Source organism: Brevibacterium spongiae (genome assembly GCF_026168515.1).
Taxonomy (GTDB): domain Bacteria; phylum Actinomycetota; class Actinomycetes; order Actinomycetales; family Brevibacteriaceae; genus Brevibacterium; species Brevibacterium spongiae.
Genome location: NZ_CP093443.1, coordinates 640,582 through 659,393, shown reverse-complemented (window position 1 = coordinate 659,393; position 18,812 = coordinate 640,582). Strand labels below are relative to the sequence as shown.

Annotated in this window: 16 protein-coding genes; 3 read left to right on the top strand and 13 right to left on the bottom strand. The window is 65.5% G+C overall.

What is annotated here, in order from left to right:
- Position 1: 1 nt before the first annotated feature.
- From fdxA to L1F31_RS02925, 7 genes are all read right to left on the bottom strand, one after another.
- A complete protein-coding gene (fdxA, locus tag L1F31_RS02955) occupies positions 2-328 on the bottom strand; it encodes a ferredoxin (protein WP_265419210.1) in 327 nt (108 codons plus the stop codon).
- Complete coding sequence (gene cobA, locus L1F31_RS02950) at positions 325-1,134, bottom strand: uroporphyrinogen-III C-methyltransferase (protein ID WP_265419209.1); 810 nt, start codon at positions 1,132-1,134, stop codon at positions 325-327. The genes fdxA and cobA overlap by 4 nt, the downstream gene beginning before the upstream one ends.
- Complete coding sequence (locus tag L1F31_RS02945; RefSeq protein WP_265419208.1) at positions 1,131-2,549, bottom strand: sulfate adenylyltransferase subunit 1; 1,419 nt, start codon at positions 2,547-2,549, stop codon at positions 1,131-1,133. The genes cobA and L1F31_RS02945 overlap by 4 nt, the downstream gene beginning before the upstream one ends.
- On the bottom strand, positions 2,549-3,493 hold the full coding sequence (gene cysD, locus L1F31_RS02940; protein ID WP_265419207.1) for a sulfate adenylyltransferase subunit CysD: 945 nt from the start codon (positions 3,491-3,493) through the stop codon (positions 2,549-2,551). The genes L1F31_RS02945 and cysD overlap by 1 nt, the downstream gene beginning before the upstream one ends.
- Entirely contained in the window at positions 3,490-4,212 is a 723-nt protein-coding gene (locus L1F31_RS02935; RefSeq protein ID WP_265419206.1) for a phosphoadenylyl-sulfate reductase, read from the bottom strand. The genes cysD and L1F31_RS02935 overlap by 4 nt, the downstream gene beginning before the upstream one ends.
- Positions 4,209-5,999, bottom strand: a complete 1,791-nt coding sequence (locus L1F31_RS02930) for a nitrite/sulfite reductase (RefSeq protein ID WP_265419205.1) — start codon at positions 5,997-5,999, stop codon at positions 4,209-4,211. The genes L1F31_RS02935 and L1F31_RS02930 overlap by 4 nt, the downstream gene beginning before the upstream one ends.
- Before the next feature lie 263 nt (positions 6,000-6,262).
- Entirely contained in the window at positions 6,263-7,207 is a 945-nt protein-coding gene (locus L1F31_RS02925) for a sirohydrochlorin chelatase (RefSeq protein WP_265419204.1), read from the bottom strand.
- A 266-nt stretch (positions 7,208-7,473) separates the two neighbouring features.
- Here L1F31_RS02925 and L1F31_RS02920 point away from each other — a divergent pair, with 266 nt between their 5' ends.
- Positions 7,474-8,382, top strand: coding sequence for a sulfite exporter TauE/SafE family protein (locus L1F31_RS02920; RefSeq protein WP_265419203.1), 909 nt, complete (start codon positions 7,474-7,476; stop codon positions 8,380-8,382).
- A gap of 285 nt (positions 8,383-8,667) precedes the next feature.
- Here the strand turns inward: L1F31_RS02920 and L1F31_RS02915 are convergent, their stop codons facing one another.
- Positions 8,668-9,939 carry an MFS transporter gene (locus tag L1F31_RS02915; RefSeq protein ID WP_265419202.1) on the bottom strand — a complete coding sequence of 424 codons (1,272 nt, stop codon included), beginning with the start codon at positions 9,937-9,939 and terminating at the stop codon, positions 8,668-8,670.
- Between the two features lie 467 nt (positions 9,940-10,406).
- Between L1F31_RS02915 and L1F31_RS02910 the strand changes: the two genes are divergently transcribed.
- Complete coding sequence (locus L1F31_RS02910) at positions 10,407-12,950, top strand: excinuclease ABC subunit UvrA (RefSeq protein WP_265419201.1); 2,544 nt, start codon at positions 10,407-10,409, stop codon at positions 12,948-12,950.
- A gap of 70 nt (positions 12,951-13,020) precedes the next feature.
- Here L1F31_RS02910 and L1F31_RS02905 read toward each other — a convergent pair whose 3' ends face one another.
- From L1F31_RS02905 to L1F31_RS02890, 4 genes are all read right to left on the bottom strand, one after another.
- The gene (locus L1F31_RS02905; RefSeq protein ID WP_265419200.1) at positions 13,021-13,839 is read right to left on the bottom strand and encodes an ABC transporter ATP-binding protein; all 819 of its coding nucleotides are present in this window, start codon (positions 13,837-13,839) and stop codon (positions 13,021-13,023) included.
- Positions 13,832-14,689, bottom strand: coding sequence for an ABC transporter permease (locus L1F31_RS02900; protein ID WP_265419199.1), 858 nt, complete (start codon positions 14,687-14,689; stop codon positions 13,832-13,834). Before L1F31_RS02900 ends, L1F31_RS02905 begins: the two co-directional genes overlap by 8 nt.
- A gap of 71 nt (positions 14,690-14,760) precedes the next feature.
- Positions 14,761-16,116, bottom strand: coding sequence for an FAD-dependent oxidoreductase (locus tag L1F31_RS02895; RefSeq protein ID WP_265419198.1), 1,356 nt, complete (start codon positions 16,114-16,116; stop codon positions 14,761-14,763).
- Positions 16,117-16,125: 9 nt separating this feature from the next.
- A complete protein-coding gene (locus tag L1F31_RS02890) occupies positions 16,126-17,436 on the bottom strand; it encodes an MFS transporter (RefSeq protein WP_265419197.1) in 1,311 nt (436 codons plus the stop codon).
- Between the two features lie 57 nt (positions 17,437-17,493).
- On the opposite strand from L1F31_RS02890, the gene L1F31_RS02885 reads away from it, so the two are divergent.
- Positions 17,494-18,084, top strand: coding sequence for a CGNR zinc finger domain-containing protein (locus L1F31_RS02885; RefSeq protein WP_265419196.1), 591 nt, complete (start codon positions 17,494-17,496; stop codon positions 18,082-18,084).
- Here the strand turns inward: L1F31_RS02885 and L1F31_RS02880 are convergent.
- Entirely contained in the window at positions 18,078-18,809 is a 732-nt protein-coding gene (locus L1F31_RS02880) for a GntR family transcriptional regulator (RefSeq protein WP_265419195.1), read from the bottom strand. The two genes, L1F31_RS02885 and L1F31_RS02880, sit on opposite strands and share 7 nt — an antisense overlap.
- Positions 18,810-18,812 lie beyond the last annotated feature (3 nt).

Below are 18,812 nucleotides of genomic sequence, written 5' to 3'. Positions count from 1 at the left end.
TTCAGTCGTCGGTGTTCTGCGGGGGCAGGCCCGCGATGAATGGGTGGTCTCTGTCGATGACTCCGTGGGCGGCGGCCCCGCCCGGGGAGCCGATGTCGTCGAAGAAGTCGACGTTCGCCTTGTAGTAGGCCTCCCACTCATCGGGGACATCGTCTTCGTAGAAGATCGCCTCGACGGGGCAGACGGGTTCGCAGGCTCCGCAGTCGACGCATTCGTCGGGGTGGATGTAGAGGGAGCGGGTGCCTTCGTAGATGCAGTCGACCGGGCATTCTTCGATGCAGGCGCGGTCCTTCACGTCCACGCAGGGCTGCGCGATGATGTAGGTCATGGGTTCCTCAGCAGTTCGGCCGTCTGCGCGGCGGGTTCGATCGCCGAGGTGAACGCACCGTCGGCGTAGGGGCTCAAGGTCACGACATCGCCTGCGACGATGATCGCCGGCGAGCGCACGCCTCGGCGGGCGGCATGGAAGGCGATCGTGCCGAGCGTCCCGATCGTCACCCGCTGCCGGTCACCGAATCCGTCCTCGATGATCGCCACGGGGCAGTCGGTTCCGCGCTCACCTGCGGCGAGCACCCCGGCCGAGTGGATGAGGGTGCCCACGCCCATGAGTACGACGACGGTGTGGTCGCGTCCTCCGCCGATCTCTGAGAGCTGGTCGTGTCCGGTTGCGACCGTGTATGAGGTGGCGACACCGCGGTGGGTGAGCGGGATCCCGGCGAGCGCGGGAACGGAGTTCGCGCTCGTCACACCGGGGACGACGCGCACGTCGATGCCCGCGTCCCGGCAGTGGGCGAGCTCCTCTCCCCCACGTCCGAAGACGAAGGGGTCCCCGCCCTTGAGGCGGACGACGCGCAGACCCCGCTTCGCCTGTTCGACGAGGATCTCATTGATCCTGTTCTGCGGCACCGGATGATGACCCGACTGTTTGCCGACATCGATGATCTCGGCATCCAGGGGTGCACCGCGTTCGGCTTCGAGCTGGTCGATGACGGAACGCGCGCCGAGGCGGTCGGCCACGATGACCTCGGCCCTCTCCAGGGCGCGCAGACCGGCGACGGTGAGCAGTCCGAGGTCTCCGGGTCCGGCCCCGATGAGCAGCACGCTGCCCCGGGCCTGCGGTGGGAAGTGCGTCATGCGGACGGCTCCTGGGCGCGGGGCTGGCCGTCTGCGGCGGCTGCTTCGGGGGTGTGGATTCCCGCGGCCAGGGTGTTTCCGGACTGTGCGTCGATGATGACGAACGCTCCGGCCGAACCGTGCGCGCGGAAGTCAGGGACCGGCAGGGCTGCCGAGAGCTTCACCTCGGCCAGGCCGATGTCGTTGCCGGCGAGCGCCTCGGCGGGTTCGATCTGCGAGGTCTCGAGGTTGCGGCGGGCGGTGACGGTGACGATGGCCTTCACGGTCGTCGTGCCCGTCTTCACGAGCACCCGCTGTCCCGTGCGCAGACCGTCGGCGGTGAAGGGGAACACCTCGGAGGCCAGCTCGCGGCGCGGTTCGGGCAGGGATCCTGCTGCGGCGATGACGCTGCCGCGCGCCGTGTCGACGTCGTCGGCCAGGCGCAGCGCCACCGACAGTGGTGCGCTCGCGGTCTCCAGGGGACCGTCGGCAGTGTCGATGCCGATGACCGTGGACGTCACCCCGGCCGGGTGGATCTCGATCTCATCGCCGAGGCGGACCTGTCCTGACGTGATCTGTCCGGCCACCGCCCGGTAGTCGCGGTAGTAATCAGGGTCGAGTCCCGGTGCCAGTCCCCCTTGGGGGCGCAGCACCGTCTGCACGTCGAGGCGGAAGGCCTCAAGGTCCGCGGTGTCAGCATCGCTGCTCGGCAGGGTCTCGAGCAGATCGAGCAGTGCCGGACCCTGATACCAGGGGGTGTTGTCCGAGGTGGTGGCGATGTTGTCTCCGGCCAGGGCGGAGATCGGGATGAGGTGCGGGGCGTCGAGGCCGATCTCGGCGGCGAGGTCCTTCACATCATTCTCGACCGTCTCGATCGCCTGCTGGTCGAAGTCGAGCAGGTCGATCTTGTTGATCGCGATGATGACGTGGCGGATGTTCAGCCGGGAGACGACGGTCAGGTGCCGGCGGGTCTGTTCGGTTGCGCCGGTGCGGGCGTCGATGAGGACGACGACGGCGTCGGCGGTGGAGGCGCCGGTGACCATGTTCCGGGTGTACTGCACGTGTCCGGGGCAGTCGGCGAGGATGAACGAGCGCTTGTCCGTGGCGAAGTACCGGTAGGCGACGTCGATGGTGATGCCCTGTTCGCGTTCGGCCCGCAGACCGTCGGTGAGCAGCGCGAAGTCGAACTCTCCGCCGAGGAATCCGCGTTCCCGGCTGGTGGCAGTGACGGCGGCGAGCTGGTCGGCGAGGATCGCCTTCGCATCATGGAGGAGCCGACCGACGAGCGTGGACTTGCCGTCGTCGACGGACCCGGCGGTGGCGAAGCGCAGCAGCGTCTTCGTCGCAGGGTTCGTCGCGGCTGTCGTCGCAGGGCTTGTTGCCGCCTCCGGTGCGGTGGTCTGCGCCGGTGTGGTCGTGGTCTGGGATGTCGTCATCAGAAGTACCCGTCTTTCTTCCGGTCTTCCATGGCCGCGGCCGAGATCCGGTCGTCGGCGCGGGTGGCACCGCGCTCGGTCACAGTGGTGGCGGCCACCTCGGCGAGGATGGATTCGAGGTCATCGGCACTCGATTCCACGGCTCCGGTGCAGCTCATGTCCCCGACGGTGCGGTAGCGGACCGTCTTGCGGGTGACGGTTTCGCCGCCCTGCGGGGTGGAGAATTCGCCGGTCGCCCACCACATGTCGTCGCGGTTGAAGACCTCGCGTTCGTGGGCGAAGTAGAGCTCGGGCAGGGCGATGCCCTCGCGGGCGATGTAGCTCCACACGTCGAGTTCGGTGAAGTTCGAGATCGGGAACACGCGCACGTGTTCGCCGGGCAGGTGGCGACCGTTGTAGATGTTCCACAGCTCGGGGCGCTGGCTGCTGGGATTCCAGCCGCCGAATTCGTCGCGCAGCGACAGGATCCGCTCCTTCGCCCGTGCCTTGTCCTCATCCCGGCGGGCCCCACCGAACACCGCGTCGAAACCGCCGTCGGCGATCGCGTCGAGCAGCGGCTGGGTCTGCAGGGTGTTGCGTGTCCCGTCGGGACGTTCGCGCAGTCGGCCGTCGTCGATGTAGTCCTGGACCTTCGCGACTTTCAGGTCGAGGCCGAAGCGCTCTGCGGTCTCGTCACGGAAGCGGATGATCTCGGGGAAGTTGTGGCCGGTGTCGACGTGGAGGAGCCCGAACGGGATCTTCGCCGGCCAGAACGCCTTCGCCGCGAGGTGAAGGACGGTCACGGAGTCCTTGCCGCCGGAGAACAGCAGCACGGGGTTGTCGAACTCGGCGGCGACCTCACGGATGATGTGGATCGCCTCGGATTCGAGGATGTCGAGGGTGGACAGGGTTCCCGTGGGTGCCCCTGTGGCGGTCGAGGTGGTGGAGAGGGTGTCGATGCTCATGTGTGGAGTCCGCATTCTGTCTTGTTCGAGCCGGACCAGCGGCCGGCACGGGGGTCTTCGCCTTCGGCGACGGGGCGGGTGCAGGGCTGGCAGCCGATCGACGGGTAGCCCTGCGACAGCAGAGGATTGACCGGCACGTCGAAGGCGCGCGCATAGTCGGTGAGGTCATCGAAGGACCAGGCCGCCAACGGGTTGACCTTGACCAGGCCGTTCTTCTCATCGAAGGTGATCAGCGGGGTGTTCGTCCGGGTCGGGGCCTCATCGCGGCGGACCCCGGTAAACCAGAGTTCGTAGCCCTTCAGCGACTTACTTAGAGGTGCGACCTTGCGGCGGGCGCAGCACAGGCCGGGGTCGCGGGCGAAGAGGTCCTTGCCGAATTCGGCGTCCTGCTGGGCCACGGTCTGCTCCGGGAGGACGTCGACGATGTTGACATCGACCTTCCGAGCCACCTCGTCGCGGGTCGTGTAGGTCTCCGCGAAGTGGTAGCCGGTGTCGAGGAAGAGCACGTCCACGCCGGGCAGGTACTGGGCGACGTAGTGCGGCAGGGCCGCATCGGCCATCGAACACGCCACGGCGCACGCGGCGGTGTCGAAGTGCTGGGAGACCCAGCGGATGACGTCGGCGGGGTTGGCCTCGTCAACCCCGTTCTCGGGGTCACCGGCGAGGTCACGGGCCCCCGCCTCGGCGAGGGATTTCAGTTCCTCGATGGGGCGCGTCATACCAGCTCCTCCTCATCGACGCGGTGGGACCATTCGGAGAACGTCTCGGTCTCTTCTCGTCCGGCGAGGAACCGGCGGACGAGCTTCTCGACGTAGTCGTTGAGGCCGTCGACGGTGACCTTGAGCCCGCGGACGGTACGGCCGAGGCCGGCCTCATCGCGGTCCTTCGAGGCGAGGCCGCCGCCGACGTGGACCTGGAATCCGGCGACCTGCTCGCCGTCGTCGGTGGTCACGATCTGGCCCTTGAGGCCGATGTCGGCGGTCTGGATGCGGGCGCAGGAGTTCGGGCAGCCGTTGATGTGGAGGCTGATCGGGTGGGGCAGCTCGTCGATGTCGGCGAGGCGCTCCTCGAGGCGGGTGACGGCGTCGATGGCTGTCTGCTTGGTCTCGACGATGGCGAGTTTGCAGAATTCGATGCCGGTGCACGCCATCACGGAGCGGCGGAAGAGGTCCTTGCGGCTCGAGAGTCCGATTGTGTCGAGCTCGGCGACGACGTCATCGACCTCGGTCTCGGCGATGTCGAGCAGGAGGATCTTCTGGTGCGGGGTGAGGCGGATCCGGTCGGTGCCGAACTTCTCAGCGATGTCGGCGATCTGGTGGAGCAGTGTGCCGGAGGCGCGGCCGGCGATGAGGCTCGTGCCGATGTAGAAGCGGCCGTCCTTCTGCCGGTGGACGCCGACGTGGTCGCCGGCGACCTCGGGCTTCTTCGGGGCCGGACCGTCGGCGAGCTTGTAGCCGAGGTATTCGGTTTCGAGGACCTCGCGGAACTTCTCCGGGCCCCAGTCGGCGAGGAGGAACTTCATGCGCGCCTTGTTCCGCAGTCGCCGGTAGCCGTAGTCGCGGAAGATCTCGGTGACGCCGAGCCAGACGTCGACGGCCTGGTCGGGGGCGACCCAGGCGCCGAGACGTTCGGCGAAGCGGGGGACGACGGACAGGGCGCCGCCGACCCAGAGGTCGTAGCCGATGCCGTGTTCGGGGTGCTCGACGGCGACGAGCGAGCAGTCGTTGATCTCGTGGAGCACGTCCTGGCTGGGGTGTCCAGTGATCGCGGTCTTGTATTTCCGCGGCAGGTTGGACAGGCTCGGGTCACCGATGTAGCGGCTGGTGATCTCTTTGATCGTCGGTGTCGGGTCGATGAGCTCATCGGCGGCGATGCCGGCCACGGGGGATCCGAGGAAGCCGCGGGGGACGTCGCCGCAGGCCTCGGTGGTCTGCATGTCGACGGCTTCGAGGCGGCGCCAGATCTCCGGGACGTTTTCGATCTCGACCCAGTGGAGCTGGATGTTCTGCCGGTCGGTGAGATCGGCGGAGCCGCGAGCGAAGTCGTTCGAGATGTCCGCGATGGTGCGCAGCTGTGCCAGGCTGAGCTGTCCGCCGTCGGTGCGGATGCGCATCATGAAGTATTCGTCCTCGAGCTCGTGCGGTTCGAGTTTCGCGGTGCGGCCGCCGTCGATGCCGGGTTTGCGCTGCGTGTACAGGCCCCACCAGCGGAAGCGACCGTGCAGGTCATCGGAGTCGATCGAGGAGAATCCGCCCTTGGCGTAGACGGTCTCGATGCGTTCACGGACGTTGAGGCCGTTGTCTTCGGCCTTGTCGATCTCGTTCTTGTTCAGCGGCTCTTGACCGTCGACCTTCCACTGCCCGTTGGACTTCTTCGGCCGGGCGGGCTTCTTCGCACGGGCCAAGGTGCTCGGGGTCGATCCGGCCGGGTTCGATCCGGTCGCGGCCGGGGTGCCTGCGGCCGATCCGCTCGGGGTGTTCGAGTGCTCTTCCACCTGAGTGGACATGGATGTCTCCAAACGCTGATGGGAACCAGTGGTGAGTCACGCTACAAGAACTTCGATTGCTCAACAACTTTGGTTCGACGAATAGTTTCACACGGCGACATATCCCGTCACAGAACCCTATATTCTGCTGGGAATTCGCCGAGGCGGGGCTTGAGTCGGGCTTGCCGCGTTTCGTGGGTGCGGGGCTCGGGATCGATGGGAGGGCGTGCTGTCAGGTCGGCGGTCAGGCGGGCGGCCGTATGGGCGTCTGCGTCGGGTCTGCCTCAGAGAACCGCGAGGAAGCGGTCGCGGACGATGTCGACGAGCAGGTTCGGAACACTGCCACCTGGGATGATGTCCGACTCTGAAATTGCTGAGCCAGGATCGGGCTGCGCGGAGGAGGAGCTCACCGGGGGCTGCTCCTCGGACTGCCGGGTCAGCAGCGGCGGAGCAAGGACGCTGCCGGTGTCTGCGATGAGTCCTCTTCCGAGGTCATCGAAGAAGCCGGGGGCGAGCAGATAATTCGCCAGAACGAGCCATTCTCCACGCTCTTCGTCTTGGCTGAATTTCTGCTCAACAATGCCTTTGAGTTTCACTCCCCCGCCGGCATGGAATCCGACTGCGACGGGACGGCCGATTTCGTGGGACAACATCTGGCCCATCTCGCGACAGGACTCGTTGGCACGTTCGTCGCTGGAGCCTGCTGCGGCAAGCACCACCTCGTCGCCGTCGCGCAGCGGCGGGAGACGGTCGGCGAGGATCGTCGCCAGCCGTGGATCCGGGCCCAAGGTCGGGGCGAGGCGGATGTCGCGGGCGGGCGCATCTGCTCCGTCCGTACGGGCGGCCTGGGCGACCGCACTCGGCGCGCTCGGCGCCACTGAGCCTCCTGCACTCGCAGCACTCGCGGTGGCAGTGTCGCCTGCACTCGGCGCATTCGGGGCGGCGGGACCGCCGGCCTGGGCGACCGCCTCGGCGAGGTCGACGTGGACGTGATACCCCGGCGAGAGCAGAAGCGGCACGAGTACGACGGGACGATCATGCGGCAGCCGATCGAGCACCTCGGCGACATCGGGCTGCTGTACGTCGACATGACCGAGCATCACCTCACCGACGAGCCCGCGAGTGCGCAGGTCATCGGCGACCGCGGCCGCGAGGGCTTCGATGAGCGCCTGCCCCTCGGGCGATGAGGTGCCGTGGGAGATGAGGCCAAGAGAGGGCAACGCCGTCATCTCACCTCCCTGTCGATGAATTGCTCAACGAATGAGCGGGCAGAGTCTGCGATTGTCGCAGCGGCAGCTGTCATGCGGTCAGCGTAGCCGATCGGCCACAGTGCGCCAAACACTGATGTCATCTGCGTCAACACTGGGCTGGCGTCATCTTTCGACTTAAACCGTACGAGTTCGCCGCGAACCCCGCATTCGCATTGTTCTGCTCAACACATTGGGTAGTGTTTGCGTTCGAAACCTCTTCGCATCGACTACGAAAGGCCGCACTCATGCGTCAGCTCATCGTCCTCGGGATCGTCGGACTCATCGCTCAGCTCATCGACGGATCCCTGGGCATGGCCTACGGGGTCACCTCAACCACGCTGCTGCTGGCGGCGGGTACGGCACCTGCGGCCGCCTCGGCGGCGGTGCATTTCTCCGAGTTGGGGACGACATTGGTGTCGGGGATCTCGCACCACAAGTTCGGCAATGTCGACTGGCGGACTGTGGCGATTCTGGCCGGTCCGGGGTTCGTCGGGGCGATCGCAGGGTCGACGTTCCTTGCGAGCCTGGACGGGGATGCGGCGACCCCGTGGATCTCGGGGATCCTGTTGGCGCTCGGCGTCTATGTGGTCTGGCGGTTCCTCGCACTCGGCGGTGCGCGTCCGACATTCAAGTCACGGCCGAGCGCGAAGATGCTCGTCCCGATCGGGCTCGTCGGCGGAACGCTCGATGCGGTCGGCGGAGGCGGCTGGGGGCCGGTCGGGACGACGACGCTGCTCTCCTCAGGACGTTTGGAGCCGCGGAAGGTTGTCGGGTCGATCGATACGAGTGAGTTCGTCGTGGCCGTCGGCGGTTCGCTGGGCTTCCTCATCGCGCTCGGGTCGCAGGGCATCGACTGGAAGATCGTGGGCGCACTGCTCGTCGGCGGTGTCATCGCCGCGCCGTTCGCCGCATGGCTGGTGAAGCTGCTGCCCGCAAAGGTGCTGGCCGTCGCCGCGGGCGGAATCATCATCCTCACGAACGTCCGCACCATTCTGCTCGCCTTCGGGGTGGAAGCGTCGACTGTGTGGCTCGCTGTCGGCGTCCTCGCGGTCATCTGGGTCGCGCTGCTCACCCACGTCGCCCGCCTCGAACGGATCGCGGCGAAGACCCGCAAGGCTGAGGAGGCCGCGGAAGAGGTGCCGGTCGGCAGCTGAGGTTCCTCAGGTCACGCGATACGGCAACGGACCCGACTCTGCACCTCGGCAGGGTCGGGTCCGTTGCATGACGGGCGCATCCGCGGGTGTGCGCCGTACGGATCGGCTCACTCACAAATCTGCACCCTGTGACGCCGGTACATCAGCATCCGCGGGTTCGAAGTGTGGGCGCATACCCCAAAGGGTGTGCGCCCACACTTCGAACCCGCGGGTGCAAGGGCACCACGACGGCGGGGGCGGGTCCGCGGGGACGGTGGGCCGCCTCGGCGAGGGCGAACTGGGCGGTCAGCGCTGCTTGTACACCTTCCGTGCGACGATGACGCCGATGAGGGAGAGCAGGGACAGTCCCGCGTAGTAGAAGCCGGGCACGGTCAGCAGACCCGTCGCGCCGAGCAGTGCGGTGAGGATGAGCGGGGCGAAGCCGCCGAAGATCGCGACACCGAAGCTGTAGGCGATGGTCATGCCGGAGCTGCGGACCTTGACGGGGAACAGCTCGGAGAGCAGGGCCGGCATCGGGCCGAAGTAGAAGACCATGAACAGGCCGACGATCGCCTCGCACAGGGTGAGGACGGGAATCGTAGGGTTAGCTTCCAGAAGGATGAACATCGGCCAGCCAGCGATGATGCCGACGATCGCCGTTGGGATCATCACGGTCGTCGGGCCCACTCGGTCGGCCAGGCGGCCGGCGAACGGGGCGCCGATGAGAGTGATGAGGCCGGCGACGACGGCGCCCGGGAACGCCGCCCAGGCGTCGAGGCCAAGGTTAGTGACGGCGAACTGCGGCAGGTACGTGATGAGGTAGACCGAGATCGTGGCCATCGCGATGATGAGGAACGCGGCGAAGAGGCGGCCGAAGTGCTCACCGAGGAGGACGCGCAGCGGGTTGTCGGTCTTCTCGGCGGCCTTGAACTCAGGGGTGTCGTCCATCTTCGAGCGGATGTACCAGCCGACGGGCCCGATGAGCAGACCGATGGCGAAGGCCACGCGCCAGCCCCAGGAGTGCAGAGCCTCTTCGCTCAGGGTCGAGCTGAAGATCCAGGAGACTCCGGCGGCGAGGAACATCGAGATGCCCTGCGTCGCGGTCTGGAAGGAGGCGTAGTAGGCCTTGCCGCGTTTGGCGTTCTCGGTGAGGAAGGCGGTGGCCGAACCGAATTCGCCGCCAGCGGAGATGCCCTGGATGATGCGAGCGATGATGAGGCCGATCGACGCCCAAATGCCGATGGTGGCCTCGCCGGGCAGGACGACGATGATGAACACACCGAGCGTCATCAGCCCGATCGTCAGCGACAGCGCGGACTTGCGACCGTGCTTGTCGGCATAGCGGCCGATGAGCACAGCGCCGAGGGGTCGGACGACGAAGGTGATCGCGAACGTCGCCCAGGTCATCAGCTGCGCGGACAGGCCCTCGCCGGGGTAGAAGACCGCGGTGATGGATGTGGCCATGAACCCGAACAGGATGATGTCATACCACTCGAGCGCATTGCCCAGACCGGCCGCGACTACGGCCTTCCTTGCCCGCGACTTCTCTTCGCGGGACTCGACGGGTGTCTCAGTCATCGTGTGCCTCTTCTGGTTGGCTTGGTGGATCGGTTGGAGGCGCCTTTGCTTCTCAGCAGATGAGTCTAATGAGATGGTTCTGGGAAGTCATTGGTTGTCTCAATGGGCGGCCGTGTCGTTAAGCCGACAACGCAGTGATCGGAACGACATTCACACCGTCTGGCCTCCGCCCTGCGCTGCCAGTTGAGGTAATGACGATGAGTGCCTCTGGCTTCCCCTGCTTTCCGGTTTCTACGCGGACGGACTGCTGAACTGAACACTTTGCAGAACTCAAACTGAACAGATTGCAGAAACTGAACTGAACACTTTGCAGAGTTTGAAATGAACACTTTGCAGAGTTTCGGTTGGACTGAATGCGGGCGCTCCCGTTACCTCGGCGAGTTTCGAACATATGATGGCCCCGATGCTTCGGGCCTCAGACCTCATGCGTCGGATTCTGCGTCAGTGCCGGTTGTTACGATCACGATATGTCGACCCAAGCACAGCATCTCTCCCCTGCCGCATCCCCTGCAGCAGCGGTCGAAGTCCGTGGCGCGCGCGTCCATAATCTCCGCGAGATCGACATCGACGTTCCGCTGAATACCCTCGTCGCCATCGCCGGAGTCTCCGGATCCGGCAAGTCCTCGCTGGCCATGGGCGTCCTCTACGCCGAGGGCTCCCGCCGCTACATCGAAGCCCTATCCACCTACACCCGCCGACGCATGGGACAGGCCGCCCGCGCCGACGTCGACTCGGTCCGCCACATCCCCGCAGCGCTGGCTCTGCGGCAGCGGCCCGGCGTGCCCGGAGTCCGTTCGACCTTCGGCACCTCGACCGAGCTGCTCAACGTCATCCGGCTGATGTTCTCCCGGCTGGCCTCCCACGTCTGCCCGAACGGGCACCGGCAGGAACCGACGCTCGACGTCGCCGCCGAAGAACCCTTCGCCTGCCCGGAATGCGGTGAGACCGTTGAAGCTCCCGGCGCCGAGGCGCTGGCCTTCAATTCCGGTGGAGCGTGTCCCCGCTGTGAGGGCATCGGCACGATCAGTGAGGTCGATGACGACTCCCTCATCCGCGACCCGAACAAGTCCATCGACGACGGCACCGTCATTCCCTGGCAGATGTTCGGCTTCAACGTCCAGCCCCAGATCGCCCGCGAATTCGGCGTCCGCACCGATGTGCCCTGGAGCGAGCTCGAGGACTGGGAACGCGACATCGTCTTCGCCGGCCCCGAAGAGAAGAAGCACATCACCGTCACCTCGAAGAAGGGACTGCACGACCTCGACTTCACCTTCCGCAACGCCCGCCTGACGGTGACCGAAGAACTCAAACGCGCCGACACTGAGAAGCGGTTCGCCCGCGTCAGCCGGTTCCTCTCCGAACAGGTCTGCCCCGACTGCGAAGGCACGCGTCTCTCCCCGGCAGCCCGGGCACCGCGCATCGGCGATCTCGGGCTGGCCGATGCGACTGCGATGACCCTGGACGAAGTCGTCGATTGGGCGGCAGGCGTTCCAGGCACTCTCCCCACGCCCATGCAGCCGATGGCTCGGTCGCTGGTGGACGCACTCCTCGGCATGGCTCGCAGGCTGCTCGACCTCGGCCTCGGATACCTCGGCCTCGACCGGGCCGGTTCGTCTCTGTCGACCGGTGAACGCCAACGAGTCCAACTCTCTCGTGCCGTCCGGAATGAGACCACCGGCGTCCTCTACGTCCTCGACGAACCCTCGATCGGCCTCCACCCCTCGAACATCAAAGGCCTGCAGGGTGTGATCGCTGACCTCCTCGAGGAGGGGAACTCCGTGGTCATGGTCGACCACGACCCGCTCGTCCTCCGCGAAGCCGACCATCTCATCGAAATCGGCCCCGGCTCCGGCAAGGACGGCGGCTCGGTCGTGGCCGAAGGCAGCGTCGCCGAACTCGACGCACACCCGGACTCCCGCATCGGTCCCTACCTCACCGGCCGCGCCGACGCCCTCGTACGCACTCCCGCACCCGAAGCCGAGATCGTCGACCACGGTCGCATCCGACTGCTCACCTCACCGATCCACACCGTCCACGCCCTGGAGACCGAGATCCCACGCAAGCGGCTCACCGTCGTGACCGGAGTCTCAGGATCGGGCAAGAGCACGCTTGTCCTCGACAGTCTCGTCCCCGCGCTCAAGGCCGAGGCCGCCGGGGACGAGCGTGCGATGCCGTCTCATGTGCGTGAACTCGAAGCCGGCGGGATCGAACGGGTCAACGTCGTCGACGCCACCCCGATCGGCATCAACGTCCGCTCCACCGTGGCGACCTATTCCGGCGTGCTCGATGACCTTCGCCGCGCCTATGCTCGACTCGATTCCGCGAAGGATGCCGGGCTGACGGCCGGGGACTTCTCCTACAACACGGGCTCGCTGCGCTGCCCGAAATGCGAAGGCACCGGCGAGATCACGCTCGATGTCCAGTTCCTCCCCGACGTCGACATTCCCTGTCCTGAGTGCGAAGGGCGACGCTACAGTCCCGACGCGGACGAGTACTGCCGCCCTTCGGATGCCGATGGTCAGCTGCAGTCGCTGCCGGAGCTGTTGGCGCTCACCGTCACCGAGGCGCTCCCCCACCTCACCGCGATGCGCAAGGTCCATGCCCGGCTGGAAGCATTGGAGGACGTGGGGCTCGGGTATCTCACTCTTCACGAGGCCACTCCGGCTCTGTCCGGCGGTGAGGCCCAGCGACTCAAGCTCGCCACCGAACTCGGGAAATCGCAGAAGCACACGCTCTTCGTCTTCGACGAACCGACGGTGGGGCTGCATCCTGACGACGTCCGTGTCCTCGTCGGAGTCTTCCAGCAGCTGCTCGATCAGGGCGGGACGGTGCTCGTCATCGAACACGACCTCGACATGATCGCCAATGCCGATTGGATCATCGACCTCGGACCCGGCGGAGGCCAGGACGGAGGGCAGATCGTGGCGACAGGAACCCCTGGGCACGTCGCGGAAACCTCAGACAGCGTGACAGGTGAGTACCTCAGAGGTCATCTGGCTGAGACGAGGTGACGGAAACGGCCCCGTCCTCAGCGGAGAACGGGGCCGGTTTCGGCGAGAGCCGAAAGGGCCGAGAAGAAACTCAGCCCGGCTCTTCTTCGGTTTCCTTCGCTTTCACTTCCTTGGTGAAGGCCTGGTACTTGCGAATGACTTCGAGCGCCGGACCGTCGGCGAGCAGCTCCCCCTTCTCGATCCACAGGGCGCGATTGCACGTGTCCTTGATCGTACGCATCGAGTGCGAGACGAGGAAGACGGTACCGGCATTCTCACGGATGGCACGGATACGGCCCTCGGAACGGTCACGGAACTTCTTGTCACCGACGTTGAGCGCCTCGTCGACGATGAGGATCTCGTGTTGCACCGAGGTCGCAATCGCGAACTTCAGACGCTGGGACATACCCGAGGAGTACGTGCGCATCGGCAGGTCGATGAAGTCCTCGAGCCCGGTGAACTCGACGATGTCATCGAACTTCGCGTCGATCTCATCACGGGTGAGCCCGAGAGCCAGGGACCCGAGAATGATGTTGCGAGCACCGGAGAGATCCGGAATCAGTGCGGCACCGACACCGAGGAGGTTCGGCCGTGACGTCGCATAGATCGCGCCCTCGGAAGTCGGGGTCAACCCGGTGATCGACCGCATGAGCGTGGACTTGCCGGAGCCGTTGCTGCCGATGATGCCGATGGATTCGTTCTTGTGCGCGACGAAGCTGATGCCCTTGAGGGCGTGAACCTCTCGCAGCTCCCGCTTCCGCCCCATCACGTTCTTACTGCCGAGCTTGAGCTTCTTGCCCGTGGCCAGGGTCTTGTAGCGGACGTGGACGTTGTCGCAGACGACGACGGGTGGGTTGTTCCTGGTCACCTCGGGGAGGCTGCCGGTGTCGAACGAATTCTCGTCACTCATCACGACCAAACCTTTCCTCGGCCTGCCAGAAGAACACGAAGCCGATGATGAAGATGCCGAATGCCCAGATAGCAAGGTGCCAGAAGTAGTCGTAGGGAACGACACCGTCCTTCATGAGGATGCCGCGAGCAATGGACAGCACGTTGTTGATGGGCTGCCAATCAGCGAACGGCTGCAGGGACGGGTTGATCTTGTCGACCATGACCTTGAGGTCGAAGAAGACACCCGAGGTGTAGAAGATCATTCGGGAGATGAACGGGGTGACCTGCGACAGGTCCCGGAAGTGGACCGTTGCGCGAGCGAAGATGAACGCCACACCCTGGTTGAAGACCCAGAACAGGAACACCAGCGGGATGAAGAGGAACCAATCCCAATCAGGTCGTGCACCGAAGAGGATGACGATGAGCGCCATGAAGATGAGGGTGGGGATGAAGTCGAGGAGGTTCTGGAACACCTTGGCGATGGGCAGAACAATGCGCGGGAACGGCAGCGATTGGACGAGCGACGCATTCGAGATGATCGACTTCGCACCGCCGTTCATCGAGCTGTTGAAGAACTCGAGGATGAAGACGCCGATGATGACGAAGGGAGCGAAGTCGTCGGGTCGCGCGGTGGCGCCCTTCATGATGACGCCGAAGACAGTGCCGTAGATCAGAGCTGAGAACGACGGGCGCAGCAGCACCCAGAGCATGCCGAGGCGGTTGCGCTCGTTCTCGGACTGCATCCGGTACTTCGCAAGCGTGTACGTGAAGTCGCTTCGGTTGAGAAGCTGTTTGACGTACTGGGGCAGAGACGGCCGTCCACCCACTCTCTCGAGTCCGTGCTCGGCAGCAAGCCTGGCCATATCCATGAACAGAAAATTCTCTCGTCGGCGACTGGGGATAGAACAGAAAGAGTCTACGGGATGAGACTAGCGCAGACTCACAGTCGGCTGTGAGCCTTGAAGTCGAAGTCGGGGTCGTCCAATTGGGCCCTCGTCGGAATATTATTACCGCCGAGTACTCGCCTGGCGGCGGCCTGCATGGGCGGCCAGTTGAAGGTCTCGACACCAATGAGCTTCGCCTCGGGATCGGCCCCGTCGAAGTGGAAGACCTGGAACTTGGCTCCGGACGGGTCACGGCGAATGATCGTATCGGTGGCGTCGGGGCTGATCAGCCCGGCCGTGAACACCTTCTCCGGGCCTTGGAAGCTCCAGTGCCAGGGGACTTCTGACCAGATCCTCGCGCTAGTCTCGGTCGACTCCGTCTCGCTGTCGGTCGCGTTCGCACCGCCGTCGGGCACGTTCGCACCGGCGTCGGTCGGGGTTTCACCGGCGTCGGCCGGGGCTTCAGCCGGGGCATCGGCGAGGAGTTCAGCGAGGAACTTCCCGTGGCTTTCTGCCACCGGTTCGCACGCCCAGGGATGGTCGAGAGCATAGGGTCCTGCGGTGACGGTCGCGCAGTCTCCGGCGGCGAAGATTCCGGGATGCGATGTTGCCAAACTCTCATCCACTTTCCACGCCGAGGCGGGTGTGTCGCCGTCGATCGGAATGACTCGCGGTGTGGCTCCGACACTGGTGATGAACAGGTCGTGAATATCTGCGGGGATGTCGTCGGGGCTTGAGGTGTGGGCGACGAATCGGACTCCGGCGGCCTTGTGCGCTTCGAACAGCGCGTGCCGCACCGGCTCCGACAGCTGCTTGCGCAGCGGTTCGTCCCCGCGCAGGTAGACCGTGGCTTCGTGGCCTGCCGCCACCGCCGAGGTGGCCACCTCAATCCCCAGGAAACCGGAGCCGAGCACGCCGACGTTCAACGTTGAGGTGGCTCGCTCGACGCGGTCGAGGACCCATTCAGCATCGCTGAGGTCATAGACCGGCAGTGCGTCGGGATAGTTCGGGATCTGCGGCCGGTTCGCTTCCATCCCGGTGGCGAGGATGCAGTGGGTGAAGTCGATGGACTCCCCCGAGGCCAGGTGCACGGTCCCGGCGGTGGCATGGTGGTCTGCCAACGGACCGGGGTGCCGCTGGGTCTCGGCGGTGTAGCGGGAGGTGGCAGCCTCCTCGGCGAGGGTGATCTCCTCTGCCCGGTCACGAACGAAGGTGATGTGCTCGGTCGAGTCGAGGTGGTAGGGCAGGTGATGGCGGGACCCGTCGAAGAGGTGCTTCGACAGGGGCGGCCGCTCGGAGGTCTCGCCTGCCTTCGGGTCGATCAGCGTGACCGCCTGCCCCCGCGCGTTCAGCTCCCGGGCCGCGGTGGTTCCAGCCAGTCCCGCGCCGATGATGACGATCCGCTTGCTCATGTCTCCATGCTAATCCTCGCCGAGGCGGTCCGCCGCGACTTCGTTGATGGCGCGGATTCCGCGCACTGGCGAAAGAGCCACCGGGACCGTGGCCAGCGCCATGAGTGCGGCTCCGGAGACGGCGGCTCCGACCGGTCCGATGAGTGTGATCAGGGTGCCGCCGAGGATCGCACCGATGGAGAGTGCGCCCCAGGACACGAGTCGGTAGCCGGCGTTGACACGTCCGCGGAATTCAGCGGGCAGAGCGAGCTGGCGGATGCTCGTCGATTGTGAGTCGGCGACACCGCTGCCAAGCCCTGAGAGGAGGAAGGCGACAGCCAGGCCCGGGACGAGGACGGCGGGAATGAACGCAACGATGACCATCCCGATCAGCGGGGCCGTGTTGCCGACAATGAGGCTGACCAGCAGAGAGCGGCCGTATCCGAAGCGCCTCGTGAGGCGGGGACTGAGCAGGCTGCCGACGAGAGCGCCGATGCCACCGCAGGTCACCACCGCGCCGAAGATGAGAGGGCCGGCGGGCAGTCCGGCGAGCATCTGGACGGCGAGGGCGAGCATGAGGATCTCGTGGCCGAAGTTCCACAGGGATGCCTCTGCTGCCAGGGCACGCAGGATCGGGTGGCGGATGAGCACCTTGAGACCGTCGCGCGCCTCGGCAATGGCCGAGCGTTCGGCAACGGTCGAGGGTGAAGCGGCGGGTCTGTCAGCCGTTTCGGCCGTGGCCGGTTCAGGTGGGGGTTCGGTCACGCGCAGGCGCCCGATGAGCAGTGCGGAGGCCAGATACCCTACCGCATTGACCGCGATCGCGACCGGTGCGGTGACGGCCTGGACAATGAGTCCGCCGACGCCGGAACCGGCGGTCTCGATGGCGGACTCCGTGGCTGTGATCTTGGAATTTGCGTCGACGAGGGCGTCCTCAGGCACGAACTGCGGCAGGAACGAGAAGTCCGCGAGCTGGTAGAGCACGGTCATCGTGCCGATCGCGAAAGCGGCCCCGACGGCGACGGGAATCGTCAGCGTGTTCGTCAGAGCAAGGACGCATACAGCAGCGAGGAGGATACCCCGCACCCAATCGGCGAGGATCATAAGCGGTCGTCTGGGGCGGCGGTCGACGACGACTCCGAACCAGAGCGTGACGGCGAGGAACGGGGCGACGAGTGCCGTGCGCACCCAGGAAGCCTCCATCGCGGTCGCGCCGAGGGTGATGAGGGTGAGGGCGGGCAGGGCGATCTCCCCAACCTCTGCTCCGAGTCGAGAGAGCGCTCCAGCGCTCCAGAAGAGGCGAAAACTAGGAACCGTCCACGCTGACGTAACTGTTGTCATGGAAATGCAGGTTATCTTAGTAACCATGTAAATATCAATAGTGGTTACAATGGAGTTATGCCTGAGATCGTTCCTCCCGCAGCTGCTCCCGGCGAGCTGGAGTTCGTCCGCGCCTTCGTCAACACCCGCGATATCGACCTGGGAACCGATCGCCTCGCCGATCCGGCCGGTTGGTCGGAGTGGGCGCACGAGCAGGGAATCGATCGCCGGGCCGGCAGCGGTCGCCTCGGCGAGGACGGCGAAGCCGACCATGTGACGGAGGCGGATCTGCGCCGAGCGCGCGAACTGCGGGAAATTCTGCGCTGCGGGCTCCTAGCCAATCATTCGAAGGCGGGCACGCCCGACACGGTCATCGACGCACTCACCGAGGCGGCCCGGCGCACGACCCAGGTCGTCATCACCGACCGCGGCGCCGAGCTCGTCACGGCCGGCACCGGTATCGATGCAGCGATCGGTCGGGTGGTGAGCGCGGCGACCGCGGCACTCGGGGACGGGACATGGGCCAGGCTGAAGGCGTGCGAATACGACAGCTGCCAGTGGGCGTTCTTTGATCACTCACGCTCTCGCACGGGACGCTGGTGCTCGATGGAGCTGTGCGGCAATCGGGCGAAGCAGGCCCGGTGGCGGGCCAAACAAGCGAATCAGTGAGGGCGAGGGCGCCAGAGAGGGGCGGTGCCCTCTCTGCTTTCCCCGCCGTCCGGACGGTCGGACCACTCGTGCCGGTGGTGGTCGAGATGCGCGATCATCAGCCTGCGAACTTCGTCGCCGTCGCCTCGGAAGACGGCATCGACAAGAGCATGATGTTCACGATTTCCCGAGACCATGTTCGTCTCACGGGTGACGCGTCCAATTCGAGCGCTGTCACGAAGTCGCCCGATCATCTCTGTCAGCTTCGGCATCGCAAGCTCTGCGACGAGCCCTAAATGGAATGTTCGGGACGCCGCTAGGTATCGCTGATAGTCCTCGGCTTGGCCCGCCTGCTCCATTTCGTCGATGAGGCGCTCGTATACTTCGCGTCGGTCCGGGTCGATTCGAGACGATACTTCCACCAGCGCCTCAACCTCCAGCAGGCGCCGCATAAAGAGGTTCTCTTCCAGAGCCTCCGTGTCCATCTCCACCACCCGGAAACCGCGATTCCTCACAATCTCGAGTGCGCCCTCACCGGACAATCGCTGAACGGCTTCGCGAACCGGGGTCGGAGACACATCTAGTTCGTCTGCGAGACTGCGAATCGTATAGGTCGGCCCTGGTACCAAGGCTCCGGCGACTAGACGATCGCGAATGATCTCTTCAGTCCGATCGCGCAGGCTGTGCACGGTCAGCTTGGGAAGTTCCAACGACACCTCACCGAGGCGCTCGGTAGCATCGGCCATATT

Bases quoted from the DNA above. Each gene is read 5' to 3' on its own strand.
- cysD (WP_265419207.1), bottom strand. From the start codon at position 3,493: ATGAGCATCGACACCCTCTCCACCACCTCGACCGCCACAGGGGCACCC.
- fdxA (WP_265419210.1), bottom strand. From the start codon at position 328: ATGACCTACATCATCGCGCAGCCCTGCGTGGACGTGAAGGACCGCGCC.
- L1F31_RS02890 (WP_265419197.1), bottom strand. From the start codon at position 17,436: ATGACAACAGTTACGTCAGCGTGGACGGTTCCTAGTTTTCGCCTCTTC.
- L1F31_RS02925 (WP_265419204.1), bottom strand. From the start codon at position 7,207: ATGACGGCGTTGCCCTCTCTTGGCCTCATCTCCCACGGCACCTCATCG.
- L1F31_RS02905 (WP_265419200.1), bottom strand. From the start codon at position 13,839: ATGAGTGACGAGAATTCGTTCGACACCGGCAGCCTCCCCGAGGTGACC.
- L1F31_RS02930 (WP_265419205.1), bottom strand. From the start codon at position 5,999: ATGTCCACTCAGGTGGAAGAGCACTCGAACACCCCGAGCGGATCGGCC.
- L1F31_RS02945 (WP_265419208.1), bottom strand. From the start codon at position 2,549: ATGACGACATCCCAGACCACGACCACACCGGCGCAGACCACCGCACCG.
- L1F31_RS02915 (WP_265419202.1), bottom strand. From the start codon at position 9,939: ATGACTGAGACACCCGTCGAGTCCCGCGAAGAGAAGTCGCGGGCAAGG.
- L1F31_RS02885 (WP_265419196.1), top strand. From the start codon at position 17,494: ATGCCTGAGATCGTTCCTCCCGCAGCTGCTCCCGGCGAGCTGGAGTTC.
- L1F31_RS02900 (WP_265419199.1), bottom strand. From the start codon at position 14,689: ATGGATATGGCCAGGCTTGCTGCCGAGCACGGACTCGAGAGAGTGGGT.
- L1F31_RS02935 (WP_265419206.1), bottom strand. From the start codon at position 4,212: ATGACGCGCCCCATCGAGGAACTGAAATCCCTCGCCGAGGCGGGGGCC.
- L1F31_RS02895 (WP_265419198.1), bottom strand. From the start codon at position 16,116: ATGAGCAAGCGGATCGTCATCATCGGCGCGGGACTGGCTGGAACCACC.
- L1F31_RS02910 (WP_265419201.1), top strand. From the start codon at position 10,407: ATGTCGACCCAAGCACAGCATCTCTCCCCTGCCGCATCCCCTGCAGCA.
- cobA (WP_265419209.1), bottom strand. From the start codon at position 1,134: ATGACGCACTTCCCACCGCAGGCCCGGGGCAGCGTGCTGCTCATCGGG.
- L1F31_RS02920 (WP_265419203.1), top strand. From the start codon at position 7,474: ATGCGTCAGCTCATCGTCCTCGGGATCGTCGGACTCATCGCTCAGCTC.
- L1F31_RS02880 (WP_265419195.1), bottom strand. From the start codon at position 18,809: ATGGCCGATGCTACCGAGCGCCTCGGTGAGGTGTCGTTGGAACTTCCC.